This is a genomic window from Geodermatophilus sp. SYSU D00663 (assembly GCF_054050655.1).
In genome coordinates, this window is sequence record NZ_JBJGZT010000006.1 from 1 (window position 1) to 21,426 (window position 21,426).

The following is a 21,426-nucleotide window of genomic DNA, read 5'->3' on the forward strand; positions in this document are numbered from 1 at the left end:
GGTTGCCCACGTGTTACTCACCCGTTCGCCACTCATCCCCCCGCAAGCAGGGTTCAGCGTTCGACTTGCATGTGTTAAGCACGCCGCCAGCGTTCGTCCTGAGCCAGGATCAAACTCTCCGTAGATGCATTCAATCGCCGGCCGAGAACCGAGAGCTAGCACTCTCGATGTCATCAACCAAAGGAATCCCTGCGCTCCACCACACGGTGCAGCGCCGGGGGTTTGTTACTTGGCACTGACTTTCGGCACGCTGTTGAGTTCTCAAGGAGCGGACGCGCTCGAACCCGGCCTTTCCAGGCCTTCGTTCGAGGCGGTGTCCCCACTGTAACACCGGCTCCGCAACGGTCCGGCCCCACGGGCCCTCCCGGCGGTTTCCCAGGCCTTCCGGCCCGGTCCGTTCTCGCTCGGTGCGGAGAGAACATTACACGGCCTCTGAGGGGTCGTGCACGGGGGGTCCCCGTGTCGCTCGCCACGCTGTCGGCAGGCGAGCGGACACGAGGTGCAACGACGCGCAGCGCGCCCGTCTTCCCGGCCTCGGCCGTGCTGCTGGACGCCCGCGTCAGGCCACGCCGGCGGGACGGAACTGCACGCTCACCCGCGGTCCGACCGGCCGAGTCGTCTTCGGGATGCAGTGCTCCCAGGTGCGCTGGCACGAGCCGCCCATGACCACCAGGTCCCCGTGCCCCAGCGGGAAGCGCAGGGTCTCGCCGCCCCCGCCCGCCGGACGGAGCAGCAGCGGCCGCGGCGACCCGAAGGAGACGATCGCGACCATCGTGTCCTGCGTGCGGCTGCGCCCCAGCCGGTCGCCGTGCCAGGCCACGCTGTCCCGGCCGTCCCGGTAGAGGCACATGCCGGCGGTGACGAACGGCTCGCCGAGCTCTGGTGCGTAGTGCGCGTCGAGCGCGGCGCGGGTCTCGGTCAGGAGCGGGTGCGGCAGCGTCTCGCCGCGCCCGTACCAGCGGAGCAGCCGCGGGACGGCGACCTCGCGGTCGTACATCTGCCGCCGGTCGGCCCGCCAGCCGATGTCGCCGAGCAGGACCTCGAGGACCTCGTCGGAGCCCGCGACCCAGCCGGGGAGGTGGTCGACCCACGCCCCGCGGCTGAGCACGTGCCGCCGCACCCGGCCCCGGAGCGGGGTGAGCGCGGCTTCCTCGGCGACGTCGAACATCGACGGCTGGTGCGCGAGCGTCATGCCGAGCAGGCTAGCGGCGCTCGAACGTGTGTACGAGTCCCTAGGCGGTGAGCGCCAGCGCGAAGGGCAGGACGCGGGAGGCCCCCGCGAGCCGCAGCTCCCGCCCGGCGACGGTCATCGTCCAACGCGAGTCGGCGAGGTCGTCGACGAGCAGCACCGGCACCGGCCCCAGCTCGTCCAGCCGCGACCGCAGCTCCGGCCCGACGACGACCCGCTGCCACACCCCGGCCAGCCGGAAGGCGCTGTTCCCGCCCGGGCCACCGGTCGGGCCACCGTGCGCGAGCGACAGCTCACCCAGGTACGGCAGCCGCCCCAGCCGGGCCAGGCCCTGCGCCGCCCCGGTCACGAGCCGCGGACGGCGGCGCGAGGGGACGGCGACCACCGCCGCCGGTCGCTCGGCCCAGTCCCAGGCGCCCAGCACGCGGGCGCAGGCGCGCAGCAGGTCCTCGTCCGGCGGGACGTCGGACACCGAGCGCTGCACCGGCACGTCGAAGGCGGCGTCCGGGTCCTCCTCGATGCCGGGCGCCTCGAGGTCGAGGGTCACCGTGCCACCGACGCCGTCGTCACCGAGCAGGGTGCGCAGCCGCTGGCCCCAGCCCAGGTCGGTGAGCCGGGCGACCGCCCGGCCCGGGTCGACCTGCTCGGCCGGCGCGATCTTCCCCTTCACCGCGACGCCGAGCCGGTCGGCGCCGGTGGGCCACTGGGCGCGCGGGGCGAGCTCGACGCCCGGGCGGTCCAGCGCCGCGGAGGCCGCCTCGGCCGCGCCGGCGGGGACGTCGGTCGGGTACCAGGGGCCGGCGCAGACGTCGCAGCGGCCGCAGGGAGCCGCGGTCGGGTCGTCGAGCGCCTCCTGGAGGAACGCCATGCGGCAACGTGCCTCGTCGACGGGCTTCGCGTAGGCGATCATCGCGCGCTGCTCGGCCTCCCGGGTGCGGGCGACGCGGGCGTAGCGGTCGGCGTCGTAGACCCACGGGCGGCCCGTGGACCGCCAGCCGCCCTGCACCCGCTCCACCGCGCCGTCGACGGCGAGCACCTTCAGCAGCAGCTCCAGCCGCGAGCGGCGGACGTCGGCCACGGTCTCCAGCCGGGCCACCGACCACGCCTTCCCGTCGGCCATCGCCGAGAGCACCGCCGCGGCGTGGTCCTCCCGCGGCATGGACGAGGTGGCGAACCACTGCCAGATGGCGAGGTCCTCGGGGCCGGGCAGCAGCAGCACGTCGGCGGAGTCGACGGCGCGGCCGGCGCGGCCCACCTGCTGGTAGTAGCTGACCGGCGACGACGGCGCCCCGAGGTGGACGACGAAGCCCAGGTCGGGCTTGTCGAAGCCCATGCCCAGCGCCGAGGTGGCGACCAGCGCCTTCACCCGGTTCTCCCGCAGCGCCTCCTCGGCCTCCTTGCGGTCGGCGTCGTCGAGGCGGCCGGTGTAGGCGCGCACGTCGTGCCCGGCGTCGCGCAGCAGCCCCGCCGTCTCCTCGGCCGCGGCGACGGTGAGCGTGTAGACGATGCCGCTGCCCGGCAGGTCGCCGAGGTGGGCGGCCAGCCAGGCGAGCCGCGCGCGGTCGGTGGGCAGCCGCAGCACGCCCAGGCGCAGCGAGTCGCGCGCCAGCGGGCCGCGGACCGTCGTCACCCCGGCACCGCCGGCGCCCAGCTGCTCGGCGACGTCGGCGACGACGCGCTCGTTGGCCGTGGCGGTGGTGGCGAGGACGGGCGTGCCGGCGGGCAGGGTGCCGAGCAGGTCGCGGATGCGGCGGTAGTCGGGACGGAAGTCGTGGCCCCAGTCGGAGACGCAGTGCGCCTCGTCGACGACGAGCAGGCCGCAGCGGGCGACCAGGCCGGGCAGCTGCTCCTCGCGGAAGCGCGGGTTGGTCAGCCGCTCCGGGGAGACGAGCAGGACGTCGACGTCGTCGGCGGCCAGGCGCGCGGCGACGTCGTCCCACTCGGTGGCGTTGGCGCTGGAGATCTCCACCGCGCGGATGCCGGCGCGGGCCGCGGCGGCCACCTGGTCGCGCATCAGCGCGAGCAGCGGGCTGACCAGCAGGGTGGGCCCGGCGCCGCGGCGGCGCAGCAGCGCGGTGGACACGAAGTACACCGCCGACTTGCCCCAGCCGGTGCGCTGCACGACCAGCGCCCGCTCCGACCGCTCGACCAGCGCGGCGACGGCGGCGTCCTGCCCCTCGCGGAACACCGCGTCGGGCCGGCCGGTCAGCTCGCGGAGGACGCCGAGGGCCTCGGCGGCCAGATCGGACGGGGGCGCGGCGGTGCTCATGGCCCCCGACAGTAGGTGGGTCCCCCGACAGCGGGACCGTGCGAGCGGGACCGGGGGACGACGGGCAGGATGGGGACGATGCGACCGCCGGACAACCACGTGCACACCGGGTGGTCGTGGGACACCCCGAGCAGCGTGACGATGGCGCGTGCCTGCGAGCAGGCCGTGGCGCAGGGGTTGCCGGCGATCGCCTTCACCGAGCACCTCGACTTCACCGTGTGGGGCCCCGACGACCGGGCCACCACCCTCGGCCTGGTCGACCGGCACGCCTCGCGGCACGAGCCGATCGACACCGAGGGCTACTGGGCCGAGCTGACCGAGGTCCGCGAGCGGTTCCCCGAGCTGCGCATCTGGTCCGGCGTCGAGGCCGGCGAGCCGCACCTGTTCGAGTCCAGCGTCGCCGCCCACCTGTCCGGCGCGCCGGTCGACCGGATCCTGGGGTCGCTGCACTCGCTGCACCACGAGGGCCGGCTGTACGGGGTGGGGCAACTGCTCTACTCCGACGCCGACGGGACGATGCGCCGCTACCTGGCCGAGGTCGTCGACATGGTGGAGAGCAGCGACGTCTTCCAGGTGCTCGCGCACGTGGACTTCCCGCGGCGGTACTGGCCCGGCGGGGCGCACCGGTACGTGGAGAAGGACTACGAGGAGGAGTACCGGGCGGTGTTCCGGGCGCTGGCCGGGACCGGTCGGGCGCTCGAGGTGAACACGAGCAGCCCGCTGGCGTCGGTCGACCAGCTGCGCTGGTTCCGCGAGGAGGGCGGCGAGGCGGTCAGCTTCGGCAGCGACGCCCACCAGCCCGGCGCGGTGGGCCAGCGCTTCGACCTCGCCGTCGACGTCGTCGAGGCCGCCGGGTTCCGGCCCGGGCGGGACCGCTTCGACTTCTGGCGCCGCTGAGGCTCAGCCGGCCGCCCGGTCGAGGGCGGCGCGATAGACCCGGGGGAGCGCGACAGGGGCGATCAGGCCCTGGGCCAGCAGCACCGCCCGCCCGCGCAGCCCGCGGCCGCCGCTGTGGCGCCACGTCACGTCGACGTGGCTGCCGCCGTCGTCCCGCGGGGTGATCCGGACCTCGCCGGTGCCGCGGTCGCAGTGGTCGCTGTCCAGCAGCGTCCAGGTGACCCGGTCCGGGTCCGGCCACTCGTAGCGCAGCAGCACCCAGAACGGGACGCCCGCGCTGCCCTCGCGCAGCACGGCCCAGCCCTCGCCCTGCTCGCGGACCTCGTACCTCGCCGGGTCGAGGGTCTTCGACCACACCTCCAGCCGCCGGTCGCCGACGTCGGTGAACGCCTCGCGGACCTGGGCCGGGGTGGCGCGGGTGTCGAAGCCGAAGTGGACCCGCATCGCCGTCTCCCTCCTGGCGGCCCCCGCTCCTGCCCGGATGGTCCCGCGATCGGGGACCGCGCGAGGGGTAGGAGGTCCCGGCAACTACTTCACCGCTAAGAGAAACGCCGCTAGGGTCGCCGGGGTGACGTCCCGCCGCGTGGTGATCGCCCTCGGGGGCAACGCCATGACCGGTGCCGACGGCTCGGCCACCCCGGAGGCCCAGCGGAACGCGATCCGCGAGGCGGCCGGCCACGTCGCCGAGGTGGTGGCCGCCGGGGTCGAGGTGGTGCTCACCCACGGCAACGGCCCGCAGGTGGGCAACCTGCTGGTCAAGAACGAGCTCGCCGCGCACGTCGTGCCGCCGGTGCCGCTGGACTGGAACGTCGCGCAGACCCAGGCCACCATCGCCTTCACCGTCGCCGACGAGCTGGACGCGGCCCTGGCCGCCCGGGGGCTGCCCCAGCGCACCGCCGGGCTGGTCACGCGCACCCTGGTCGACGCGGACGACCCGCACTTCCGCGAGCCGTCGAAGCCGGTCGGCCGCTTCCTCCCGCGCGAGGAGGCCGAGCGGTTCGTCTCCCTCGGCCAGGTCTGGGAGGACCGCGGCCCGCGGGGCTGGCGGCGGGTGGTCGCCTCGCCCGAGCCGCGGTCGGTCGTCGACTCCCCCGCGATCCACGCCCTCGCCGCGGCCGGCTTCGTCGTCGTCTGCGCCGGTGGCGGGGGCATCCCGGTGACCGACGACGGTGGGGACGGCGCCGCCCTGCGGGGCGTCGAGGCCGTCATCGACAAGGACCTCACCGCCGCCGTCCTGGCGCGCGACCTGGAGGCCGACACCCTGGTGATCGCCACCGACGTCGCGAACGTGATGGTCGACTTCGGGACGCCGTCCCAGCGCCCGCTCGGCCGGGTCACGGTGGCCGAGCTCCGCGCGCACGCCGGGGAGGGCCAGTTCGCCCGGGGCTCCATGGGCCCCAAGGTCGAGGCCGTCCTGCGCTTCGTGGAGGGCGGCGGCCAGCGCGCCGTCGTCACCTCGCTCGAGAACATCGCCGACGCCGTCACCGGGGACGCCGTCGGCACCGTGGTCACCGCTGCATAGAGACCGCTGCACAGAGAACGTGCTCACCGCCGCACAGAGAAGCAGAAGGACCCTCCTGCCCCCACCGCTCGCACGCTCGCGGCGGGACCCTGCAGGAGGGCCGAACCCCGACAACGAAGGAGTAGTGGTCCCGTGCCCGCACCGATCGAGGTCCGCAAGGTCCCGCTGCACAACGTGAGCGACGCCAGCGAGCTGGCCAAGCTCATCGACGACGGCGTCATGGAGGCCGACCGGGTCGTCGCCGTCATCGGCAAGACCGAGGGCAACGGCGGCGTCAACGACTACACCCGGATCATCGCCGACCGCGCCTTCCGCGAGGTGCTGCTGGAGAAGGGCAGCCGGTCGAAGGAGGAGGTCGCCGAGATCCCGATCGTGTGGTCCGGCGGCACCGACGGCGTGATCAGCCCGCACGCGACGATCTTCGCGACGCTGCCCGAGGACGCCGTCGAGAAGACCGACGAGCCGCGGCTGACCGTGGGCTACGCGATGAGCGACGTCATCCTCCCCGAGGACATCGGCCGCATCGCGATGGTGGAGAAGGTCGCCGAGGGCGTGCGCCGCGCGATGGAGGCCGCCGGGATCACCGACCCGGCCGACGTCCACTACGTGCAGACCAAGACGCCGCTGCTCACCATCGAGACCATCCGCGACGCGAAGAACCGCGGCAAGGACACCTACTACGACGAGCCGCACGGCTCGATGGACCTGTCCAACGGCACGACGGCGCTGGGCATCGCGGTGGCGCTCGGCGAGATCGAGATGCCCGAGCAGGAGCAGGTCATGCGCGACCTGTCCCTGTACAGCGCCGTCGCCTCGTGCTCGTCGGGCGTGGAGCTCGACCGGGCGCAGATCGTCGTCGTCGGCAACGCGCGCGGGCACGGCGGGAACTACCGCATCGGCCACTCGGTGATGAAGGACGCCCTGGACCAGGACGGCATCTGGGACGCCATCCGCCAGGCCGGCCTCGACCTGCCCGAGCGCCCGCACGTCAGCGACCTCGGCGACCGGCTGGTCAACGTCTTCCTCAAGTGCGAGGCCGACCCGACCGGCTACGTCCGCGGCCGGCGCAACGCGATGCTCGACGACTCCGACGTCTTCTGGCACCGGCAGATCAAGGCGACCGTCGGGGGCGTCGCGGCGTCGGTGACCGGCGACCCGGCGGTGTTCGTGTCCGTGGCAGCGGTGCACCAGGGCCCGTCGGGCGGCGGCCCGGTCGCGGCGATCGTCAGGGCCTGAGGCCGGCGCGGGACCCGCGGGGCGCTCCCCCGCGGGTCCCGCTCACGGCAGGATCGCGTCGACGCAACCGCCGTCGACGCGCAGCGCGCCGCCCGTGGTGGCCGAGGCCGGCGGCGAGGCGTGAACCGCCCCTGCGCCTCCTTCCAGGGCAGGTCGCGGCCGACCGGCGACGATGCCCCGGGACGAGCCGGTGACGACCGCGGTGCGGCCGGAGAGGTCGATGCGCACGGGACTCCCCGGATCTCGGCGTCGGCCCACCCGCCGGGGGACGGCTCCCCGACGACGACGTCGCGGATCACCGCCCGTCCTCGGCCGCACCGACCCCGGCGGCGGTCCGGGGACGGCAGCCGGGGTCATCCGTCGAGGACGGCCAGGAAGGCCGGCGGGACGGCGTCGACCAGCCACACGCCGTTGGCCGACCGGGTGAACACCGCCCCGGTGGCGGCCAGCCCCGCCGCGTCGACGCGGAGGACGGCGGCGCGGCCCCGGCGCTCCCCGACCGTCCGGGCGGTCGCCTCGTCGGGGCTCAGGTGCACCGCGTGCCGGCGGCCCGGCCGCAGCCCCTCGGTGAGGATCGACGGCAGGTGGCGCACCGGGGTGCCGTGGAACAGCACGGCCGGCGGCGACTCGGCCGCGTACCCGAGCGCGACCGGCACGCTGTGCCCCTGGCTGGCGCGGATGCGGGTGCCGCCCGGGTCGTAGGCGAACCGCCGCTTGTCGTTCCCGGCGACGACGCGGTCGAGGTCCCCGCGGGTCAGCGGCGTGCCGTGCGCGGCGAGAGCGGCCAGCAGCACGTCGACGTCGACCCAGCCGGCCTCGTCGAGGGAGATGCCGACGCTGTCGGGCCGGTGCCGCAGGACGTAGGACAACCGCTTGCTCACCCCGACGACGTCCACGGGTCAGCGGTGCCCCGGGACCGGCCCCGGTGCACCGTGACCGGCCCGTGATCTACCCGTTTCCCCTGGAAGGGGGCAGGGTAGAGGCGCATCCTGATCATTCGACGAGTGAAGTGGGCCTTCCATGGACACGGATCATCGCGAGGGTCACGGGGGACTCGTGGGCGCCGTCCGGGGCGCGTTGGAGCAGTTCATGGCTCTGACGGGCCTCGAACCCGTCGCCACCACCGGCGTGCGCCGGGACGGCGACGGGTGGTCCGTGCTGGTCGACGTCGTCGAGCTCGAGCGCATCCCCACCACGACGAGCGTCATGGCGACCTACCGGGTCGACATGGACGGCTCCGGCACGCTGACCGGGTTCGAGCGGCTGCGCCGCTTCAGCCGGGGCCAGGTGGACCAGGCATGAGCGGCCCCGTCGCCCGCCGGCAGGTCGGCGTCGGCAGCGGAGCGCTCGGCCGGCAGCCCGACTCACTGGCCGACGTGCTCGAGCGGGTGCTCGACAAGGGCATCGTCATCGCCGGCGACATCGTCGTGAACATCCTCGACATCGAGCTGCTGACCCTGAAGCTGCGCCTGTTCGTGTCCTCCGCGGAGACCGCCCGCGAGATGGGCCTGGACTGGTGGAGCCACGACCCGTTCTTCTCCGGCCGGCCCGCGCCGGCCGTCGAGGGCGGCGAGCGCGACGACGGCGAGCGCGACGACGGCGAGCGCGAGGACGGCGAGGTCGCCGCGCTGCGGGCGCGCGTCGCCGAGCTGGAGGACCTGGTCCGCCGGCAGGGCCTCGAGGCCGGCCCGGCGGCCTCGGACGAGGCGACGGACGGGGCGCCGGAGCGGCGGGGAGCCGAGCAGCCGTGACCGGCCCCGACGTCCCCGACCGCCTCACCCGGGTGGCCCGCGAGCTGGGCCCCGACGTGCTGGCGGACGCGGTCGTCCGGGGCCGTGAACTGGCGGTCGAGCGGCTGGCCGGCCTGGTCGCCGACGCCCTGGTGGCGGAGGTCCTCGCCGGCCGGGCCGCGGGTGCGGCCCCCGCGCCGGCCCCGGCCGCACGCCCGGAGCCCGCCGCGCCGCCCGAGCCGGCCCCGCCTCCCGTGCCCCCGCCCCGGACCGACGCGGCCCCGCTGCCGGGCGAGGTGCTGTACGCCTTCGCGCTGGCCCCCGCCGACCTCCCGGTGCCCGCGGACCCGCCCGGCGCCCCCCACGGCGGGCGTCCCCTCGAACTGGTCACCGACGGCGACCTCGGCCTGCTCGTGCGCCGCGTGCCGCGGGCCGACCTGGAGGTCGACCCCGACGACCTGTCCGAGGGCGGGCGGCTGGCGCTGCTGGCCCGCGGCCACGACGCCGTCGTCCGGGCCGCCGTCGCCGCCGGTCCGGTGCTGCCGCTGCGGCTCGGCACCGCCGTCCCCGACGAGACGGCCGCCCGCCGCCTCCTGGCCGAGCACGCCGCCGTGGCCCGCGAGCAGCTGACCCGCATCGGCGACGCCCGCGAGTGGGGTGTCCGGCTGGTCCGCCCGGCCGGCGGCGAGGAGGCCGCCGACGGCGGGTCCCGGCCCGACCGGGAGGAGCTGACCGGCACCGCGTACCTGGCCCGGCGCCGGCAGGCGCTGCGCGAGCGGGAGGAGGCCGCCCGCGACGCCGCCCGGGCGGCCGACCGGCTCGAGCAGGCGCTGGACCCGCACGTCCGGGAGTGCCTGCACCGCGGCGCCGCGCCGGCATCCGGGCTGCTGCTCGACCTCGCCTGCCTGGTGGTGCCGGACGCGGAGGAGGCGTTCCTCGCCGCGGTCGGGGACCTCCGGACCGAGCTCGAGGACGACGGACTCGCGCTGGAGGTCAGCGGCCCCTGGCCGCCGTACTCCTTCGCCGCGCTGACCGCGGAGGGCCACGGTGGCTGAGCGGACCGGCATCCTCGGCGGGGACACCCGGGGCACGAGCCTGGTCGAGCTGCTCGACCGGGTGCTGCAGCGCGGCGCCTACGTCGGCGGGGACGTCGTCATCACCCTGGCCGGCATCGACCTGGTCCGGCTGGACCTGCGCCTGCTGCTCACCGCCGTCCAGCCCCGGGAGCCGCAGCCGGCCGGCACGGAGGCCCTCCGGTGACCGGCCCCGACCTCCCGCCACCGCGGCGGAGGGGACCGTCCGGCGCCGCCCGCCGCCTCGAGGGCAGCGGCGAGGAGGTCGGCCGCTCGCTGGGGCGGCTGGTCGTGTCCCTGCTGGAGGTCGTCCGCCAGGTCGTCGAGCGCCAGGCGCTGCGGCGGGTGGACGCCGGCGACCTCACCGACGCCCAGGTCGAGCAGCTCGGCCGGGCGCTGATCGACCTGGAGGCCACCTTCGACGAGCTGATCGACGCGTTCGGCGTCGTCCCCGAGGACCTGTACCTGCCCCTCGACCTCACCGCGCTGGCGCGCGGTGGCACCACGGGCACCCGAGCACGGCCCCCTGACCCCGACCCGAGCAGGAGACAGCCATGACCATGTCCACGTCCTCCGTCAACCGCGCCCCCCGGCCCAGCGGCCTCGCGGACGTCCTCGACGTCGTCCTCGACAAGGGCATCGTCATCGACGCGTACGTGCGCGTGGCGCTGGTGGGCATCGAGTTGCTCACCATCGACGCGCGGATCGTCATCGCCAGCGTCGACACCTACCTGCGCTTCGCCGAGGCGGTCAACCGGCTGGACCTGCAGCCGCAGGACCAGGTCGCGGGCCTGCCGGGCCTCATCCGCGAGGTCACCCAGGGCGGGTCCCGGGCGAAGACGAAAGGAGCCCTGAGCGGAGCGCGGGAGACCGCCCAGGACGTCATCGGCTCCCTCACCGGCCGCGACCGCGACCGCGAGGAGGGCGACGGCGGCTCGCGCGGCGGCGGCGAGCGCGGTGCCCCGGCGTCGCGGCGGCCGCAGAACCGGAGCTGACGGTGCTGCTCGTCCACGGCGTCGTCCGCGAGTCCGACGCCCCCGCCGTCGGCCGGGTGCCGCCCGGCCGGCTGCAGCAGCCGCGCGCCGTCGTCGCCGGTCCGCTGGCGGCGGTGGTGTCCGACGCGCCGGACGGCGACCTGGTGGGCGACGACGCCGTCGCGCACCTCGACCTGCTGGTGGCCCTGGTCGTGACCGTCCCGGTGCTGCCGCTGCCGTTCGGGACCGTCGCGCCCGACGAGGACGCCGTCCGGGCCGAGGTGCTCGAGCCGTCGGCGGACGAGCTGGCCCAGCGCCTGGCCGCCGTGGCCGACCTGGTCGAGCTGCGGCTGGACCTCGACTTCGACACCGACGCCTCGGTCGCCGCGGTGAGCCGCGACGACCCGGACATCGCGCGGCTCGCCGCGCGCGCCCGGGTGCCGGGGGCCTCGCTGGCCGACCGGATGGCGGTGGGCGAGGCCGTGGCCGCGCGCGTCGCCGACCTGCAGGCCGAGCTCGCCGCCACCTGGACGCAGGAGCTGTCCGGGGTGGCCGAGCAGTCGCGCGAACTGCACGTCGACGACCAGGTGTCGCGGACGGCGTACCTGGTCCGGCGCGACCGGCTCGACGACGCCGACGCCGCGGTCGCCCGGCTGCGGGAGGCCGCCGCCGGCAGCGCGAGCGTCGAGTACGTGGGCCCGATGCCCGTCTACAGCTTCCTGGACGACGTGGTCGTGGGTTCGCAGCCCGCACCCCGTTCGCGATGGGGGTGGTGAGGGAAAGCAGCACACCGTCGGTACGGGGGCCGGCGGCAGTCGATCGACCATGTGCACCGGGGACCGGGTCCCTGGTGGGAGAAGAGGACCACTGTGACCGAGAGTCCCACCCCGTCCGTGCTCAAGCTGGGGGCCGCCACGCTCGGTGGCTACCTGCTGGGCCGCATGAAGAAGGGCCGGGCCGCACTCAGTTTCGCCATGTGGGTCGCCGGCTCGCAGTCCGCCCTGGACCCCAAGCGCCTCCTGCGTGAGGCACTCCTGTCCGTCGCCAGCAGCAACGAGGCCAAGGAGCTGCTGACCCAGCTGCGCGGTCCCCTGCTCCAGGCCGGCAGGAGCGCGGCGACGGCCACCTTCGACACCCAGCTCGCGGCGCTGACCAAGGCGCTGGAGCAGCGCACGGCCGCCCTGAACGAGAAGGCCGGGAAGGCCGCCGACACCGTGGGCGAGGCGGCGCTCAAGGCCACCGACACCGCCGGCGAGGCCGCTTCCACGGCCACCGACACCGCCGGCAAGGCGGCCGGCGCCGCGGGCGGCGCCGCGGGCGGCGCGGCCGAGTCGGGCACCGGCGTGCTGCGCCGTGGCCTCCGGGCGATCACCGGCAAGGGCAAGGGCCAGGAGGAGGACACCGCCGAGGACTCCGGCAAGGCCGGTGACGAGGACACCGCCGGGTCCGCGGACCAGGACACCGAGGACCAGGACACCGCGGACCAGGACACCGAGGACCAGGACACCGAGGACCAGGACACCGAGGACCAGGACACCGAGGCGGACGAGTCCGAGGACGCCGGGGTCGCGGAGGACACCGGCGAGTCCGAGACCGCGTCCGACGAGGACCAGGCGGAGTCCGACGAGGACGAGGCCGACGAGGACGAGGACGAGGCGGAGGACGAGGCGGAGGACGAGGCGGACGAGGACCTCACCGCCGAGGACGACACCGCCGACGAGGACGCCGAGTCCGACGAGGACGACTACGAGGACGACGAGGACGCCTACGACGACGAGGAGGGCGACGAGGACGAGGCGGAGGACGAGGCGGAGGACGAGGCGGACGAGGACCTCACCGCCGAGGACGACACCTCCGACGAGGACGAGGAGTCCGACGAGGACGAGGCCGAGGGCGACACCGGCCTCACCGCGGAGGGCGACAGCTCCGACGAGGACGAGGAGTCCGACGAGGCCACGGCCGAGGACGCCACGTCCACGGAGGACGAGGGCGAGGACGAGGGCGAGGACGAGGGCGACAGCGAGGACCGCACCCCCGACCCCGGCCACGCCGACGTCGACGTCGACCCGGGCCAGGCCGGTGGCTCGCCGGGTGATGACACCGCCGAGTCGGACAGCACCGAGTCGGACGACGCCGATTCGGACGACGCCGAGTCGGACGACGCCGGCACCGGCGAGGACGAGGCCCCGCAGGAGACCCCGCTGCCGCCGCGCCGTGGGGCCCGGCGTCCGCAGAGCCGCCAGGAGGGTGGCCGGGCCCGCGGGGCCAAGGGCGACCGGGGGCAGCAGCCCGCCGATGCCCCCCGCCGACGGTCCCGGCAGACCGGCGAGGCCGCGTCCGGCGGCGGCCAGGAGGCCGCCGGCCGTGACGAGGGCCGCCAGAACGAGGCCGAGCCGGCACGCCGCGCCCGGCCGCAGGGCCGCTCACCCCGTCGTCCGCGCACGGAAGGAACCCGGGCATGACCAGCACGGAGAACCAGGAGAACCAGGACACCGGCGGCGGCGGTGGCGGAGGTGGCGGGGGCCTGCTCGGCGGGCTCGCCAGCAACCCCGTGATCGGCCGCCTCGGTGACGCGGCGAAGGACTACGCCAAGGCCCGCGCCACCGACGCGGTGAAGTCGCTCGGCAGCAAGGTCGGCGGCGTCACCGACAACCTCAAGGAGAAGGCCGAGGGCGGCGGCTTCGTCGCCCCCGCCGCCACCGGGGCCATCTCCCGGCTGGCCGAGGGCGACAGCCCGGTCAAGGCGGTGCTCGGCGGCGTGGGCTCCGGCATCAAGGAGAAGATCAAGGGCGTCTTCCGCAAGGGCGGCGGGGCCGGCGGCAACAAGAAGTTCGTCAACATCGTCGAGGACGTCTACGTCGGCGTCCCGGTGAACGTCGCCTACGACCAGTGGACGCAGTACCAGGAGTTCGCCAGCTTCATGAAGGGCGTCGACTCGGTCGACCAGGCCGACGAGGTGTCCAGCAACTGGCGGGTGAAGGTGTTCAAGTCCCGGCGGAACTGGAAGGCCACCGTCACCGAGCAGATCCCGGACCGGCGGATCGTCTGGACCACCGAGGGCGCCAAGGGCACGACCAAGGGCGTCATCACGTTCCACCCGCTCGCCGACGACCTCACGCAGGTCCTGCTGGTCATGGAGTACTACCCGCAGGGCCTGTTCGAGAAGACCGGCAACATCTGGCGGGCCCAGGGTCGCCGCGCCCGGCTGGACCTCAAGCACTTCCGGCGCTTCATCATGATGCGCGGCGAGGCCACCGGCAGCTGGCGTGGCGAGATCCGGGACGGCGAGGTGGTCCGCGGACCCGACGAGCCGGAGCCGGACGAGACCGGTGCCGAGTCCCCGGAAGAGGCCGAGGACCAGGACGAGACCGGCTACGACGAGGAAGCCGGGTACGACGAGGAGGAAGCCGGCGAGGAGGAGGCCGGCGAGGAGGGCGCTGAGGAGGAGCCCGAGGAGGAGGAGGCTCCCGAGGAGGCCCCGGAGGAGGCTCCCGAGGAGGAGCCGGTCCCCGCGGGGGCATCCTCCGGCGACGGATCCGGGGGCGGCGCGCCCCCGCGGCGACGGGCGCGGCGGGCAGCACCCGCCGGGACCCGCTGAGAGAAGGCGACGGTGTCGCAGACCGAGAACGGCGAGGTCCCCGCGTCCCTGCGTGAGGCGGCGATCTCGCTCAGCGTCCGGGAGGAGGTCCTCGACGTCCTCCTGGAGAAGATCGAGACCGACCACTACCCGTCGGCGACGATGATGGACGACGTCGAGGCGCTCCTCACGCCGTGGCGCAAGCAGGAGTACGCGGAGATCCTGCTGGACAAGATCCGCCAGGACCGGTTCCCCAGCCGGTCGCTGATCCAGCGGCTGGTCCGCCTGTCCAGCTGAACCGACCGTCACCGGCCGGCGTCGGGGCCCTCACGGCACCCGGCGCCGGCCGGTGGCGTCTCCGCGCTCAGGAGGGTCCGCGGAACCACGACCCCGGCGGGTGGAGCCGGGCGCGCGCCGGCCGGTTAGCGTCGGGGCACGCCGACGGACCGGAGAGGTGCGGATGATCGACAAACGGGTCGGGTCACTGGCCGACGCCGTCGCGGGCATCGAGGACGGCGCGACCGTGCTCATCGGCGGGTTCGGCGCCTCCGGCGTCCCGGTGGAGCTGGTGCACGCGCTGCTCGACCAGGGGACCACCGACCTCACCGTCGTCACCAACAACGCCGGCTCCGGCGAGACCGACGTCGCGGCGCTGCTGCGCGAGGGGCGGGTGCGCAAGATCGTCTGCTCCTACCCGCGCTCGGCCGGCTCGGTCTGGTTCGAGGAGCGCTGGCGCGCCGGCGAGGTGGAGCTCGAGCTGGTCCCGCAGGGCACGCTCAGCGAGCGGATGCGCGCGGCGGCCGCGGGCCTCGGCGGGTTCTTCACCCCGACCGGTGCCGACACCCGCCTCGCCGAGGGCAAGGAGGTGCGGGTGATCGACGGCCGCCGGCACGTCTTCGAGGAGCCCCTGCCCGGCGACGTCGCCCTGGTCCGGGCCGCGCGCGCCGACCGCTGGGGCAACCTCGTCTACCGCACCGCCGCGCGGAACTTCGGCCCGACGATGGCCGCGGCGGCCGCGCTGACCGTCGTCCAGGTGGACGAGTTCGTGGAGCTGGGTGCGCTGGACCCGGAGGTGATCGTGACGCCGGGGATCTTCGTGGACCGCGTCGTGGAGGTGGGCAGGGCGTGAGGCTGGACACGCGGGACGTCGCACGGCGGATCGCCCGGGACATCCCCGACGGCGCCTACGTGAACCTCGGCATCGGCCTGCCCACGCTGGTCGCCGACTGCGTCGGGGACGACCGGGAGGTCGTCTACCACTCGGAGAACGGGATCCTCGGCATGGGTCCCGCCCCGGCACCGGGCGAGGAGGACCCCGAGCTGATCAACGCCGGCAAGCAGCCGGTGACCCTCCTGCCCGGCGGGGCGTTCTTCCACCACACCGACGCGTTCCTCATGATGCGCGGCGGCCACGTCGACCTGACCGTGCTCGGCGCCTTCCAGGTCTCCGAGCACGGCGACCTCGCCAACTGGGCCACCGACGACGCCTCGCACCCGCCGGCGGTCGGCGGCGCGATGGACCTCGCCGTCGGCGCGAAGCGGGTGCTGGTGATGACGACGCACACGACGAAGGCCGGCGAGCCCAAGCTCGTGCCGCGCTGCACCTACCCGCTCACCGCCGCCGGCGTGGTCGACCGCGTCTACACCGACCTCGCCGTCCTCGACGTCACCGCCGAGGGGTTCCTCGTGCGCGAGATGGTGGCCGGGCTCGGCCGCGACGACCTGCAGGGCGCCACGGCCGCCCGGCTGTCCTTCGCCGACGACGTCGGGGTGCTGGTGCCGGGTCAGCGGGAGTAGTACTCCACGACCAGCTGCTCCTCGCACACCACCGGGACCTCCTCGCGGGCGGGCACGCGCTCCACCCGGGCGGTGAGGTCGGCCAGCCGCACCTCGAGGTAGGCCGGGGCGGTGGCGTGCGCGCCGGACGCGGCGACCTGGAACGGCTCCCGGGTCCGCGACCCCTCGGCGATCGAGATCCAGTCGCCCGGGCGCAGCCGGTAGGACGGGCGGTCCACCCGGCGGCCGTTGACCAGCACGTGCCGGTGGGTGACGAACTGGCGGGCCTGGTAGATGGTCCGCGCGAACCCGGCCCGCAGCACCGTGGCGTCCAGCCGCGACTCGAGGTCCTGGATCAGCGCCTCGCCGGTCTTGCCGCCGGTGCGCCGGGCCCGGTCGAACGCCCGGCGCAGCTGGGTCTCGCTGACGTCGTACTGCGCCCGCAGCCGCTGCTTCTCCAGCAGCCGGGTCGAGTAGTCGCTCTGCTGCTTGCGCTTGCGGCCGTGCTCGCCCGGCGGGTACGGGCGGCGCTCGAAGTAGCTCACGGCCTTCGGGGTGAGCGGCAGGCCGAGCCGGCGGCTGAGCCGGACCTTGGGGCGCGGGGTGTTCAACGGGACCTCCGTCGTCGAGTTAGGTTAGGTTCACCTTACCCCCATCCCGACACCCGAGGTGATCGATGACCGCCGGCCCCTCCTCCCGCGCCGGTTCGGGCACCACCGGCATCCCGCAGCCCTCCCCCGCCGAGCGCGCCCGCACGGTGGCCGCCCGGGCCTCGGCGGCGCTGCACGCGGTCGGCGTCGGCGCGGTCGAGGTCACGGTCACCGGGACGACGGCGTCCGGGCAGGTGCTCGTCGTCGTCCCCGCGGACGGGCGCCTGGCGACGGCGCTGCGGACCTCGCCCCTGGGCGACCTGCCGGCGCGGCTGACCGTCACCGACCGCACGCCCTTCCCGGTGCAGCACCCGGTGCGCGGGCAGGTGGAGCTGTCCGGCTGGCTGACCCCGGTGCACCCGGCCGGCGTGCAGGCGGCCCTGCTCGACCTCGCCGACGTCCGCCCCTCGGACGCGCTGCTCGACGTCGGCCTGGGCGCGGTGCTGCTGCGCCTGGACCTCGCCGAGGTGCTGCTCACCGACGCCGGGACGTCGTCGGAGGTCGAGCCCGAGGAGTTCGCGGACGCGCGGCCGGACCCGGTGAGCGCCGACGAGTCCGGCCTCGCCACCGTGCACGCCGGTGCGCTGGACACCCTGCGCGGCCGGGTGCGGGCCTGGGCCGGCCCGCGCGACGACGTCCGCCTGCTCGGGCTGGACCGGCACGGGGTGCGGTTCCGCGTCGAGGCGCGGCACTCCTGCCACGACCTGCGCGTGCCGTTCCGGGCCCCGCTGACCGGCGGGGAGGGCCTGGCCGCCGCGCTGGACACCCTGCTCGCCTGCGGCCCGGCCTAGCGGTCCCGCGGGATCTCCGGTCAGCGGCGGGCGAACCAGCTGTCCTCCGGGATCTCCGGTGGGGAGGGCGGCAGGTCGGGGCCGCGCCGTCGAGGGGGCTCCCAGGGCCACAGCGTGACCGCCCGGTCGGCGGCCTCGCGGATCGCCGTCCCGTCGAGCACCGTGCTGGTCTCCGGGACACCGAGCTCCGGGCACCGCACGACCACCGTCAGCGGCCCGGCCGGCGGCGGCGGGGACAACCACCAGGAGTGGTCGACGGAGTTCTCACTGCCCGAGCCGCTCCCCTGGGTGAGGACGACGTCCCCGCCCTGCCCGGGCTCGCCGACGTTGTCCACCCGCGTGCCGTCGGCCAGCTCGAGCCCCAGGAGCAGCGGTGGTACGCCGGGCCGCCAGAGCACCTCGTGGAGCTCGGCCCCGGACAGGCTCCCCGGCCGGATCCGGACGCCGAGGTCGAACGCCAGGCCCGTCGAGTAGACCTGCATCCCCAACAGGGCCACCACGGCGTCGTCGGTGCGGGCGAGCAGCACGTTCTGCGGCAGGGCCACCGGCAGCTCGTTCTGCGGCGCACCCGTCCGTCGCAGGGCGTCGTCGTCCGGTCCGTCGTCCGGCCGGGCGCTGGTCCCCATGCGCCGCAGCCTGGCCGGTCCCCGCCGGGCCCGGCACGCGGGACCCGGGTCAGGCCGCGGTCGCGGCGCGGGCCTCCTCGGCGAGGGCGGCCAGTGCCTGCTCGAAGCACTCCCGCGGCGGCTGCACGAGGCCCGCGCCCACCTGACCCGTGCCGGCCACCCGCCCGGCCATGCCGGTGTTGATCTGCGGCAGCCAGCCGGTGCGGGCCACGGCGAGGACGTCGATGCCGGTCGGGGCGCCGCGGAAGCCGAGGATGGGGATGGCCATCGCCGGGTTCTCGGCCAGGGTGAGCTGGTACATCCGCTCGGTGGTGGCCAGCGCGTCGGGCACGGTGCCCCCGACGAACCGCACGATCGCCGGCGCGGCGGCCATCGAGAACCCGCCGACGCCGTAGGTCTCCATGATCGCGGAGTCGCCGATGTCGGGGTTGGCGTCCTCGGGGCCGTAGTCGCCGAGGAACAGGCCGACCGGCGTCTGCGCGGGGCCGGTGAACCAGCGGTCGCCGGTGCCGGCGGTCTGCACGCCGAACTCGGTGCCGTTGCGCGCCATGACGGTGACCAGCGTCGAGCCCGGGACGTCGCGGGCGGCGTCCATCGCCAGCTTCGCCGCCGGCATGCCGAGGTTGAGGAAGAAGTGCTCGTTGCCGCCGATGAAGCGCAGCGCCGCCGCGACGTCGTCCGACGGTGCGTCGAGGGCGACCAGCGCCGGGGACAGCTCGCGCAGGGTCATCAGCGATCCGGCGCGGTTGCGGTTGTGCCCCTCGTCGCCCATCTGCAGCATCTGCGCGAGCACGGCCTTGACGTCCAGCGGCTCGGCCATCGAGCGCACCGCGCGGGCCAGCAGCGGGCCGAGGACGTCGCGCATCCAGGCCAGCCGGGTGAGCACCTCCTCGCCGAAGGCGCCCATCCGCAGCACCTTGCCCAGGCCCTCGTTGAGGTTGCAGTAGGCCCAGCCGCCGCCCACCGGGTCCTCCAGGCACCACGCCCACATCGACGGCGAGGTCACCCCGGCCATCGGGCCGACGGCGGAGCGGTGGTGGCACGGCTCGAGCTCCACGCCGCCGGACGCGAGCAGCGCCTCGGCGTCGGCCACCGTGGACGCCCAGCCCTCGAACAGGCAGGCGCCGATCAGCGCCCCGCGCATCGGCCCCGACGCCGCCTCCCAGGTCAGCGGCGGGCCGGAGTGGAGCAGCGTGCGCCCCTCGAGGCCGAGCACCTCCCGGGCCGGGCGGACGTCGACCAGCACCGACCCGGCGGCGAGCACCCGCTCGACCGCCGTCCGGTTGGCCGCCGCCCGTCGCGGGTCCAGCGCCAGCGCGGCGAGGTCGCCGGCGTCGCCGAAGCCGGGTGGCCGCCAGTCGACGTCGGCCACCGACGCCCCCTGGGCGCGCAGCGCGCCGGAGAAGACGTCGACACCCGCGGCCACCACCGCCGGCGGGCCGTCCAGCAGACCACCCAGGCTCATCGCTGCGCTCCCAGCAGGTCGAGGGCGTACCGCGTGGCCGCGGCGTTGGAGGCGAAGACCGCGGCACCGGCCGCGGCGAGGGCGTCGGCCTGCCGGCTCCAGCCCTGGGGGTCGGCCTCGGTGCCGACCAGCGCGACCACCACCGGCAGGTGCGCGCGCTCGCGCGCGGCGGCCAGCGCCGGGGCGAGGGCCGCCGCCGGGTCGGCGTCGGCGCCGTGGCCGAGGACGACGTCGAGCAGCAGCACGGCGGGCTCGCCCGAGGCGGCCAGCCGCTCGATCGCCTCCAGCCGCAGCGTCGGGTCGATCATCGGGTGGGCGCGGCCGACGGTGAGGGCGTCGTCGCCGAAGTCGACGACGACGTGGCCGCGGGCGGACAGGTCCGTCCCGAGGTCCAGCTCGGGCCGCAGCGGGGTGTTGGACCGGACGTCGCCGAGCACGGGGGCGGCGAGGAGCATCGCCTCGTCGGCCAGCGTGCCGCCGGAGTAGAGGCCCTTGAGCACCGCCCCGGGCAGCGCGGCCTCCGCCGGGCCGGGCCGCGAGGGCCAGACGGGGACGTCGAGGCCCATGTCGGTCAGCAGCGCCTCGACGGCGGCGGTGAGGTCCGGCGTCTCCGGCGACAGGGCGGCCGACCGGACCGGCGTGGACAGCCCCGCGGCGGCCCGCTCCACGGCCTCGGCCACCGACGGCGCCGGCGGCTTGGAGACCACGAGCACCCGCTCGGTGGCCGGGTCGGCGTCCAGCGCCGCCAGCGCGTCGAGGGTGGCCAGGCCGCCGACGGCCTCGGACAGGTCGCGCCCGCCGACGCCGATCACGTGCGAGACGCCGACGCCGGCCGCGTCGAGCAGGCAGGACACCTGCTGCGCGCCGGTCCCCGACGCCGCGACGACGCCGACCGGCCCGGGGCGCACCACGTTGGCGAAGCCGAGCGCGACGCCGGACACGATCGCGGTGCCGCAGTCGGGGCCCATGACCAGGACGCCGGCGGCGTGCGCGGCGCGCTTGAGCGCGACCTCCTGCTCGACCGGGACGCCGTCGGAGAAGACCAGCACGCTGCGGCCGGCCGCGATCGCGTCGGCGGCCTCGAGCGCGGCGTACTGCCCGGGGACGCTCACGATCGCCAGTGCCGGGGTCCCCGGCTCGAGGTCGTCGAGGCCGGCGCCGATCGTGCGGGCCGGCTGGGCGTCGGCGGTGGCGCGGGAGCGCTCGCGCTCGGCCAGGGCGGCGTCGACGGCGGCCACCGCGGCGGCCAGCGCGTCGTCGTCCACGGCCCGGACGGCGATGAGCAACTGGTCGGGCGCGGGGGTCTCCGCGGGCGCCAGCCCCATGCCCGCGGCGAGCTCGACGTTGAGCGGCGTGGCCATGGCGACGAGGACGGCGGTCACCCCCTCCCGGGCGCCGACGTCGCGGCTGACCTGCATCAACCGCACCGAGTCGGCGTAGACGCCGCTGCGCAGGGAGACGTGCCGGACGCCCTCTCCGGGGCCTGGATCGCTCACCCCGCCGACCGTACCGGGAGATCCCTCAGCGGTGAGATATCGGCGGCGCAACGATCTTGTTTCCGGTCGAACATTTAGCGCTGAGGCACTTTCGCGCCCGCGTGTCGCGTGACACTGTGACGGCCTCCCGGGGGTGGCGGCACCTCCCGGCCCGC

Annotated in this window: 25 protein-coding genes and 1 rRNA gene; 16 read left to right on the top strand and 10 right to left on the bottom strand. The window is 75.6% G+C overall.

What is annotated here, in order from left to right; all coding sequences use genetic code 11:
• The 3 genes from ACI79Z_RS05950 to ACI79Z_RS05960 all read right to left on the bottom strand — a co-directional run.
• A 16S ribosomal RNA gene (locus ACI79Z_RS05950) occupies positions 1-125 on the bottom strand; the annotation flags it as partial.
• 434 nt (positions 126-559) lie between these two features.
• A complete protein-coding gene (locus ACI79Z_RS05955; RefSeq protein WP_456902033.1) occupies positions 560-1,192 on the bottom strand; it encodes an alpha-ketoglutarate-dependent dioxygenase AlkB in 633 nt (210 codons plus the stop codon).
• 40 nt (positions 1,193-1,232) lie between these two features.
• On the bottom strand, positions 1,233-3,458 hold the full coding sequence (locus ACI79Z_RS05960) for a RecQ family ATP-dependent DNA helicase (RefSeq protein ID WP_387991044.1): 2,226 nt from the start codon (positions 3,456-3,458) through the stop codon (positions 1,233-1,235).
• 78 nt (positions 3,459-3,536) lie between these two features.
• Between ACI79Z_RS05960 and ACI79Z_RS05965 the strand changes: the two genes are divergently transcribed.
• A complete protein-coding gene (locus tag ACI79Z_RS05965) occupies positions 3,537-4,355 on the top strand; it encodes a PHP domain-containing protein (RefSeq protein WP_456902034.1) in 819 nt (272 codons plus the stop codon).
• Between the two features lie 3 nt (positions 4,356-4,358).
• Here the strand turns inward: ACI79Z_RS05965 and ACI79Z_RS05970 are convergent, their stop codons facing one another.
• Positions 4,359-4,799, bottom strand: coding sequence for an SRPBCC family protein (locus ACI79Z_RS05970; protein ID WP_387991050.1), 441 nt, complete (start codon positions 4,797-4,799; stop codon positions 4,359-4,361).
• Between the two features lie 124 nt (positions 4,800-4,923).
• Here ACI79Z_RS05970 and ACI79Z_RS05975 point away from each other — a divergent pair, with 124 nt between their 5' ends.
• Both ACI79Z_RS05975 and bar read left to right on the top strand, forming a co-directional pair.
• Positions 4,924-5,877, top strand: coding sequence for a carbamate kinase (locus ACI79Z_RS05975; RefSeq protein ID WP_387991053.1), 954 nt, complete (start codon positions 4,924-4,926; stop codon positions 5,875-5,877).
• Between the two features lie 132 nt (positions 5,878-6,009).
• On the top strand, positions 6,010-7,113 hold the full coding sequence (bar, locus tag ACI79Z_RS05980; RefSeq protein ID WP_387991056.1) for a barbiturase: 1,104 nt from the start codon (positions 6,010-6,012) through the stop codon (positions 7,111-7,113).
• 42 nt (positions 7,114-7,155) lie between these two features.
• On the opposite strand, the gene ACI79Z_RS05985 is transcribed toward bar, so the two are convergent.
• Complete coding sequence (locus ACI79Z_RS05985; RefSeq protein ID WP_456902035.1) at positions 7,156-7,341, bottom strand: hypothetical protein; 186 nt, start codon at positions 7,339-7,341, stop codon at positions 7,156-7,158.
• A gap of 125 nt (positions 7,342-7,466) precedes the next feature.
• The gene (locus tag ACI79Z_RS05990) at positions 7,467-8,009 is read right to left on the bottom strand and encodes an RNA 2'-phosphotransferase (RefSeq protein WP_456902036.1); all 543 of its coding nucleotides are present in this window, start codon (positions 8,007-8,009) and stop codon (positions 7,467-7,469) included.
• Between the two features lie 124 nt (positions 8,010-8,133).
• On the opposite strand from ACI79Z_RS05990, the gene ACI79Z_RS05995 reads away from it, so the two are divergent.
• The 12 genes from ACI79Z_RS05995 to ACI79Z_RS06050 all read left to right on the top strand — a co-directional run bounded on the left by ACI79Z_RS05995 (position 8,134) and on the right by ACI79Z_RS06050 (position 16,264).
• Positions 8,134-8,415 (top strand): gas vesicle protein GvpO, encoded by a 282-nt coding sequence (locus tag ACI79Z_RS05995; protein ID WP_387991065.1) that lies wholly within the window; start codon positions 8,134-8,136, stop codon positions 8,413-8,415.
• Positions 8,412-8,864, top strand: coding sequence for a gas vesicle protein (locus ACI79Z_RS06000; RefSeq protein WP_456902037.1), 453 nt, complete (start codon positions 8,412-8,414; stop codon positions 8,862-8,864). The genes ACI79Z_RS05995 and ACI79Z_RS06000 overlap by 4 nt, the downstream gene beginning before the upstream one ends.
• Complete coding sequence (locus ACI79Z_RS06005) at positions 8,861-9,898, top strand: GvpL/GvpF family gas vesicle protein (protein WP_456902038.1); 1,038 nt, start codon at positions 8,861-8,863, stop codon at positions 9,896-9,898. Before ACI79Z_RS06000 ends, ACI79Z_RS06005 begins: the two co-directional genes overlap by 4 nt.
• Complete coding sequence (gene gvpJ, locus ACI79Z_RS06010; RefSeq protein WP_387991074.1) at positions 9,891-10,103, top strand: gas vesicle protein GvpJ; 213 nt, start codon at positions 9,891-9,893, stop codon at positions 10,101-10,103. Before ACI79Z_RS06005 ends, gvpJ begins: the two co-directional genes overlap by 8 nt.
• Positions 10,100-10,474 (top strand): gas vesicle protein K, encoded by a 375-nt coding sequence (locus ACI79Z_RS06015; protein ID WP_387991077.1) that lies wholly within the window; start codon positions 10,100-10,102, stop codon positions 10,472-10,474. The genes gvpJ and ACI79Z_RS06015 overlap by 4 nt, the downstream gene beginning before the upstream one ends.
• The gene (locus ACI79Z_RS06020; protein ID WP_456902039.1) at positions 10,471-10,911 is read left to right on the top strand and encodes a gas vesicle structural protein GvpA; all 441 of its coding nucleotides are present in this window, start codon (positions 10,471-10,473) and stop codon (positions 10,909-10,911) included. The genes ACI79Z_RS06015 and ACI79Z_RS06020 overlap by 4 nt, the downstream gene beginning before the upstream one ends.
• A 2-nt stretch (positions 10,912-10,913) precedes the next feature.
• Entirely contained in the window at positions 10,914-11,666 is a 753-nt protein-coding gene (locus tag ACI79Z_RS06025; RefSeq protein ID WP_456902040.1) for a GvpL/GvpF family gas vesicle protein, read from the top strand.
• A gap of 93 nt (positions 11,667-11,759) precedes the next feature.
• Entirely contained in the window at positions 11,760-13,352 is a 1,593-nt protein-coding gene (locus ACI79Z_RS06030) for a hypothetical protein (protein ID WP_456902041.1), read from the top strand.
• A complete protein-coding gene (locus ACI79Z_RS06035; protein WP_456902042.1) occupies positions 13,349-14,488 on the top strand; it encodes an SRPBCC family protein in 1,140 nt (379 codons plus the stop codon). The genes ACI79Z_RS06030 and ACI79Z_RS06035 overlap by 4 nt, the downstream gene beginning before the upstream one ends.
• Before the next feature lie 12 nt (positions 14,489-14,500).
• On the top strand, positions 14,501-14,764 hold the full coding sequence (locus ACI79Z_RS06040; protein WP_387991089.1) for a hypothetical protein: 264 nt from the start codon (positions 14,501-14,503) through the stop codon (positions 14,762-14,764).
• Positions 14,765-14,927: 163 nt separating this feature from the next.
• Entirely contained in the window at positions 14,928-15,596 is a 669-nt protein-coding gene (locus ACI79Z_RS06045) for a 3-oxoacid CoA-transferase subunit A (protein ID WP_456902043.1), read from the top strand.
• Positions 15,593-16,264 carry a 3-oxoacid CoA-transferase subunit B gene (locus ACI79Z_RS06050; RefSeq protein ID WP_387991095.1) on the top strand — a complete coding sequence of 224 codons (672 nt, stop codon included), beginning with the start codon at positions 15,593-15,595 and terminating at the stop codon, positions 16,262-16,264. The genes ACI79Z_RS06045 and ACI79Z_RS06050 overlap by 4 nt, the downstream gene beginning before the upstream one ends.
• On the opposite strand, the gene rpsD is transcribed toward ACI79Z_RS06050, so the two are convergent.
• Positions 16,252-16,854: a 30S ribosomal protein S4 gene (gene rpsD, locus ACI79Z_RS06055; protein ID WP_387991098.1), complete on the bottom strand. Its 603-nt coding sequence runs from the start codon at positions 16,852-16,854 to the stop codon at positions 16,252-16,254. The two genes, ACI79Z_RS06050 and rpsD, sit on opposite strands and share 13 nt — an antisense overlap.
• Before the next feature lie 65 nt (positions 16,855-16,919).
• Between rpsD and ACI79Z_RS06060 the strand changes: the two genes are divergently transcribed.
• Complete coding sequence (locus ACI79Z_RS06060) at positions 16,920-17,684, top strand: DUF2470 domain-containing protein (protein ID WP_387991101.1); 765 nt, start codon at positions 16,920-16,922, stop codon at positions 17,682-17,684.
• 20 nt (positions 17,685-17,704) lie between these two features.
• Here the strand turns inward: ACI79Z_RS06060 and ACI79Z_RS06065 are convergent, their stop codons facing one another.
• From ACI79Z_RS06065 to ACI79Z_RS06075, 3 genes are read right to left on the bottom strand one after another with little or no spacing between them, the layout of a single operon-like run.
• Positions 17,705-18,310 carry a hypothetical protein gene (locus tag ACI79Z_RS06065; RefSeq protein ID WP_456902044.1) on the bottom strand — a complete coding sequence of 202 codons (606 nt, stop codon included), beginning with the start codon at positions 18,308-18,310 and terminating at the stop codon, positions 17,705-17,707.
• A gap of 49 nt (positions 18,311-18,359) precedes the next feature.
• Positions 18,360-19,775 carry a DUF1116 domain-containing protein gene (locus tag ACI79Z_RS06070; RefSeq protein WP_456902045.1) on the bottom strand — a complete coding sequence of 472 codons (1,416 nt, stop codon included), beginning with the start codon at positions 19,773-19,775 and terminating at the stop codon, positions 18,360-18,362.
• Positions 19,772-21,271, bottom strand: a complete 1,500-nt coding sequence (locus ACI79Z_RS06075; protein WP_456902046.1) for an FdrA family protein — start codon at positions 21,269-21,271, stop codon at positions 19,772-19,774. The genes ACI79Z_RS06070 and ACI79Z_RS06075 overlap by 4 nt, the downstream gene beginning before the upstream one ends.
• Positions 21,272-21,426 lie beyond the last annotated feature (155 nt).

What these genes read in the sequence shown, in the direction of transcription:
- ACI79Z_RS05955 (WP_456902033.1), bottom strand. Translation starts at nt 1,192, where the DNA reads ATGACGCTCGCGCACCAGCCGTCGATGTTCGACGTCGCCGAGGAAGCC.
- ACI79Z_RS05960 (WP_387991044.1), bottom strand. Translation starts at nt 3,458, where the DNA reads ATGAGCACCGCCGCGCCCCCGTCCGATCTGGCCGCCGAGGCCCTCGGC.
- ACI79Z_RS05965 (WP_456902034.1), top strand. Translation starts at nt 3,537, where the DNA reads ATGCGACCGCCGGACAACCACGTGCACACCGGGTGGTCGTGGGACACC.
- ACI79Z_RS05970 (WP_387991050.1), bottom strand. Translation starts at nt 4,799, where the DNA reads ATGCGGGTCCACTTCGGCTTCGACACCCGCGCCACCCCGGCCCAGGTC.
- ACI79Z_RS05995 (WP_387991065.1), top strand. Translation starts at nt 8,134, where the DNA reads ATGGACACGGATCATCGCGAGGGTCACGGGGGACTCGTGGGCGCCGTC.
- ACI79Z_RS06000 (WP_456902037.1), top strand. Translation starts at nt 8,412, where the DNA reads ATGAGCGGCCCCGTCGCCCGCCGGCAGGTCGGCGTCGGCAGCGGAGCG.
- ACI79Z_RS06020 (WP_456902039.1), top strand. Translation starts at nt 10,471, where the DNA reads ATGACCATGTCCACGTCCTCCGTCAACCGCGCCCCCCGGCCCAGCGGC.
- ACI79Z_RS06035 (WP_456902042.1), top strand. Translation starts at nt 13,349, where the DNA reads ATGACCAGCACGGAGAACCAGGAGAACCAGGACACCGGCGGCGGCGGT.
- ACI79Z_RS06045 (WP_456902043.1), top strand. Translation starts at nt 14,928, where the DNA reads ATGATCGACAAACGGGTCGGGTCACTGGCCGACGCCGTCGCGGGCATC.
- ACI79Z_RS06060 (WP_387991101.1), top strand. Translation starts at nt 16,920, where the DNA reads ATGACCGCCGGCCCCTCCTCCCGCGCCGGTTCGGGCACCACCGGCATC.
- ACI79Z_RS06065 (WP_456902044.1), bottom strand. Translation starts at nt 18,310, where the DNA reads ATGGGGACCAGCGCCCGGCCGGACGACGGACCGGACGACGACGCCCTG.
- ACI79Z_RS06070 (WP_456902045.1), bottom strand. Translation starts at nt 19,775, where the DNA reads ATGAGCCTGGGTGGTCTGCTGGACGGCCCGCCGGCGGTGGTGGCCGCG.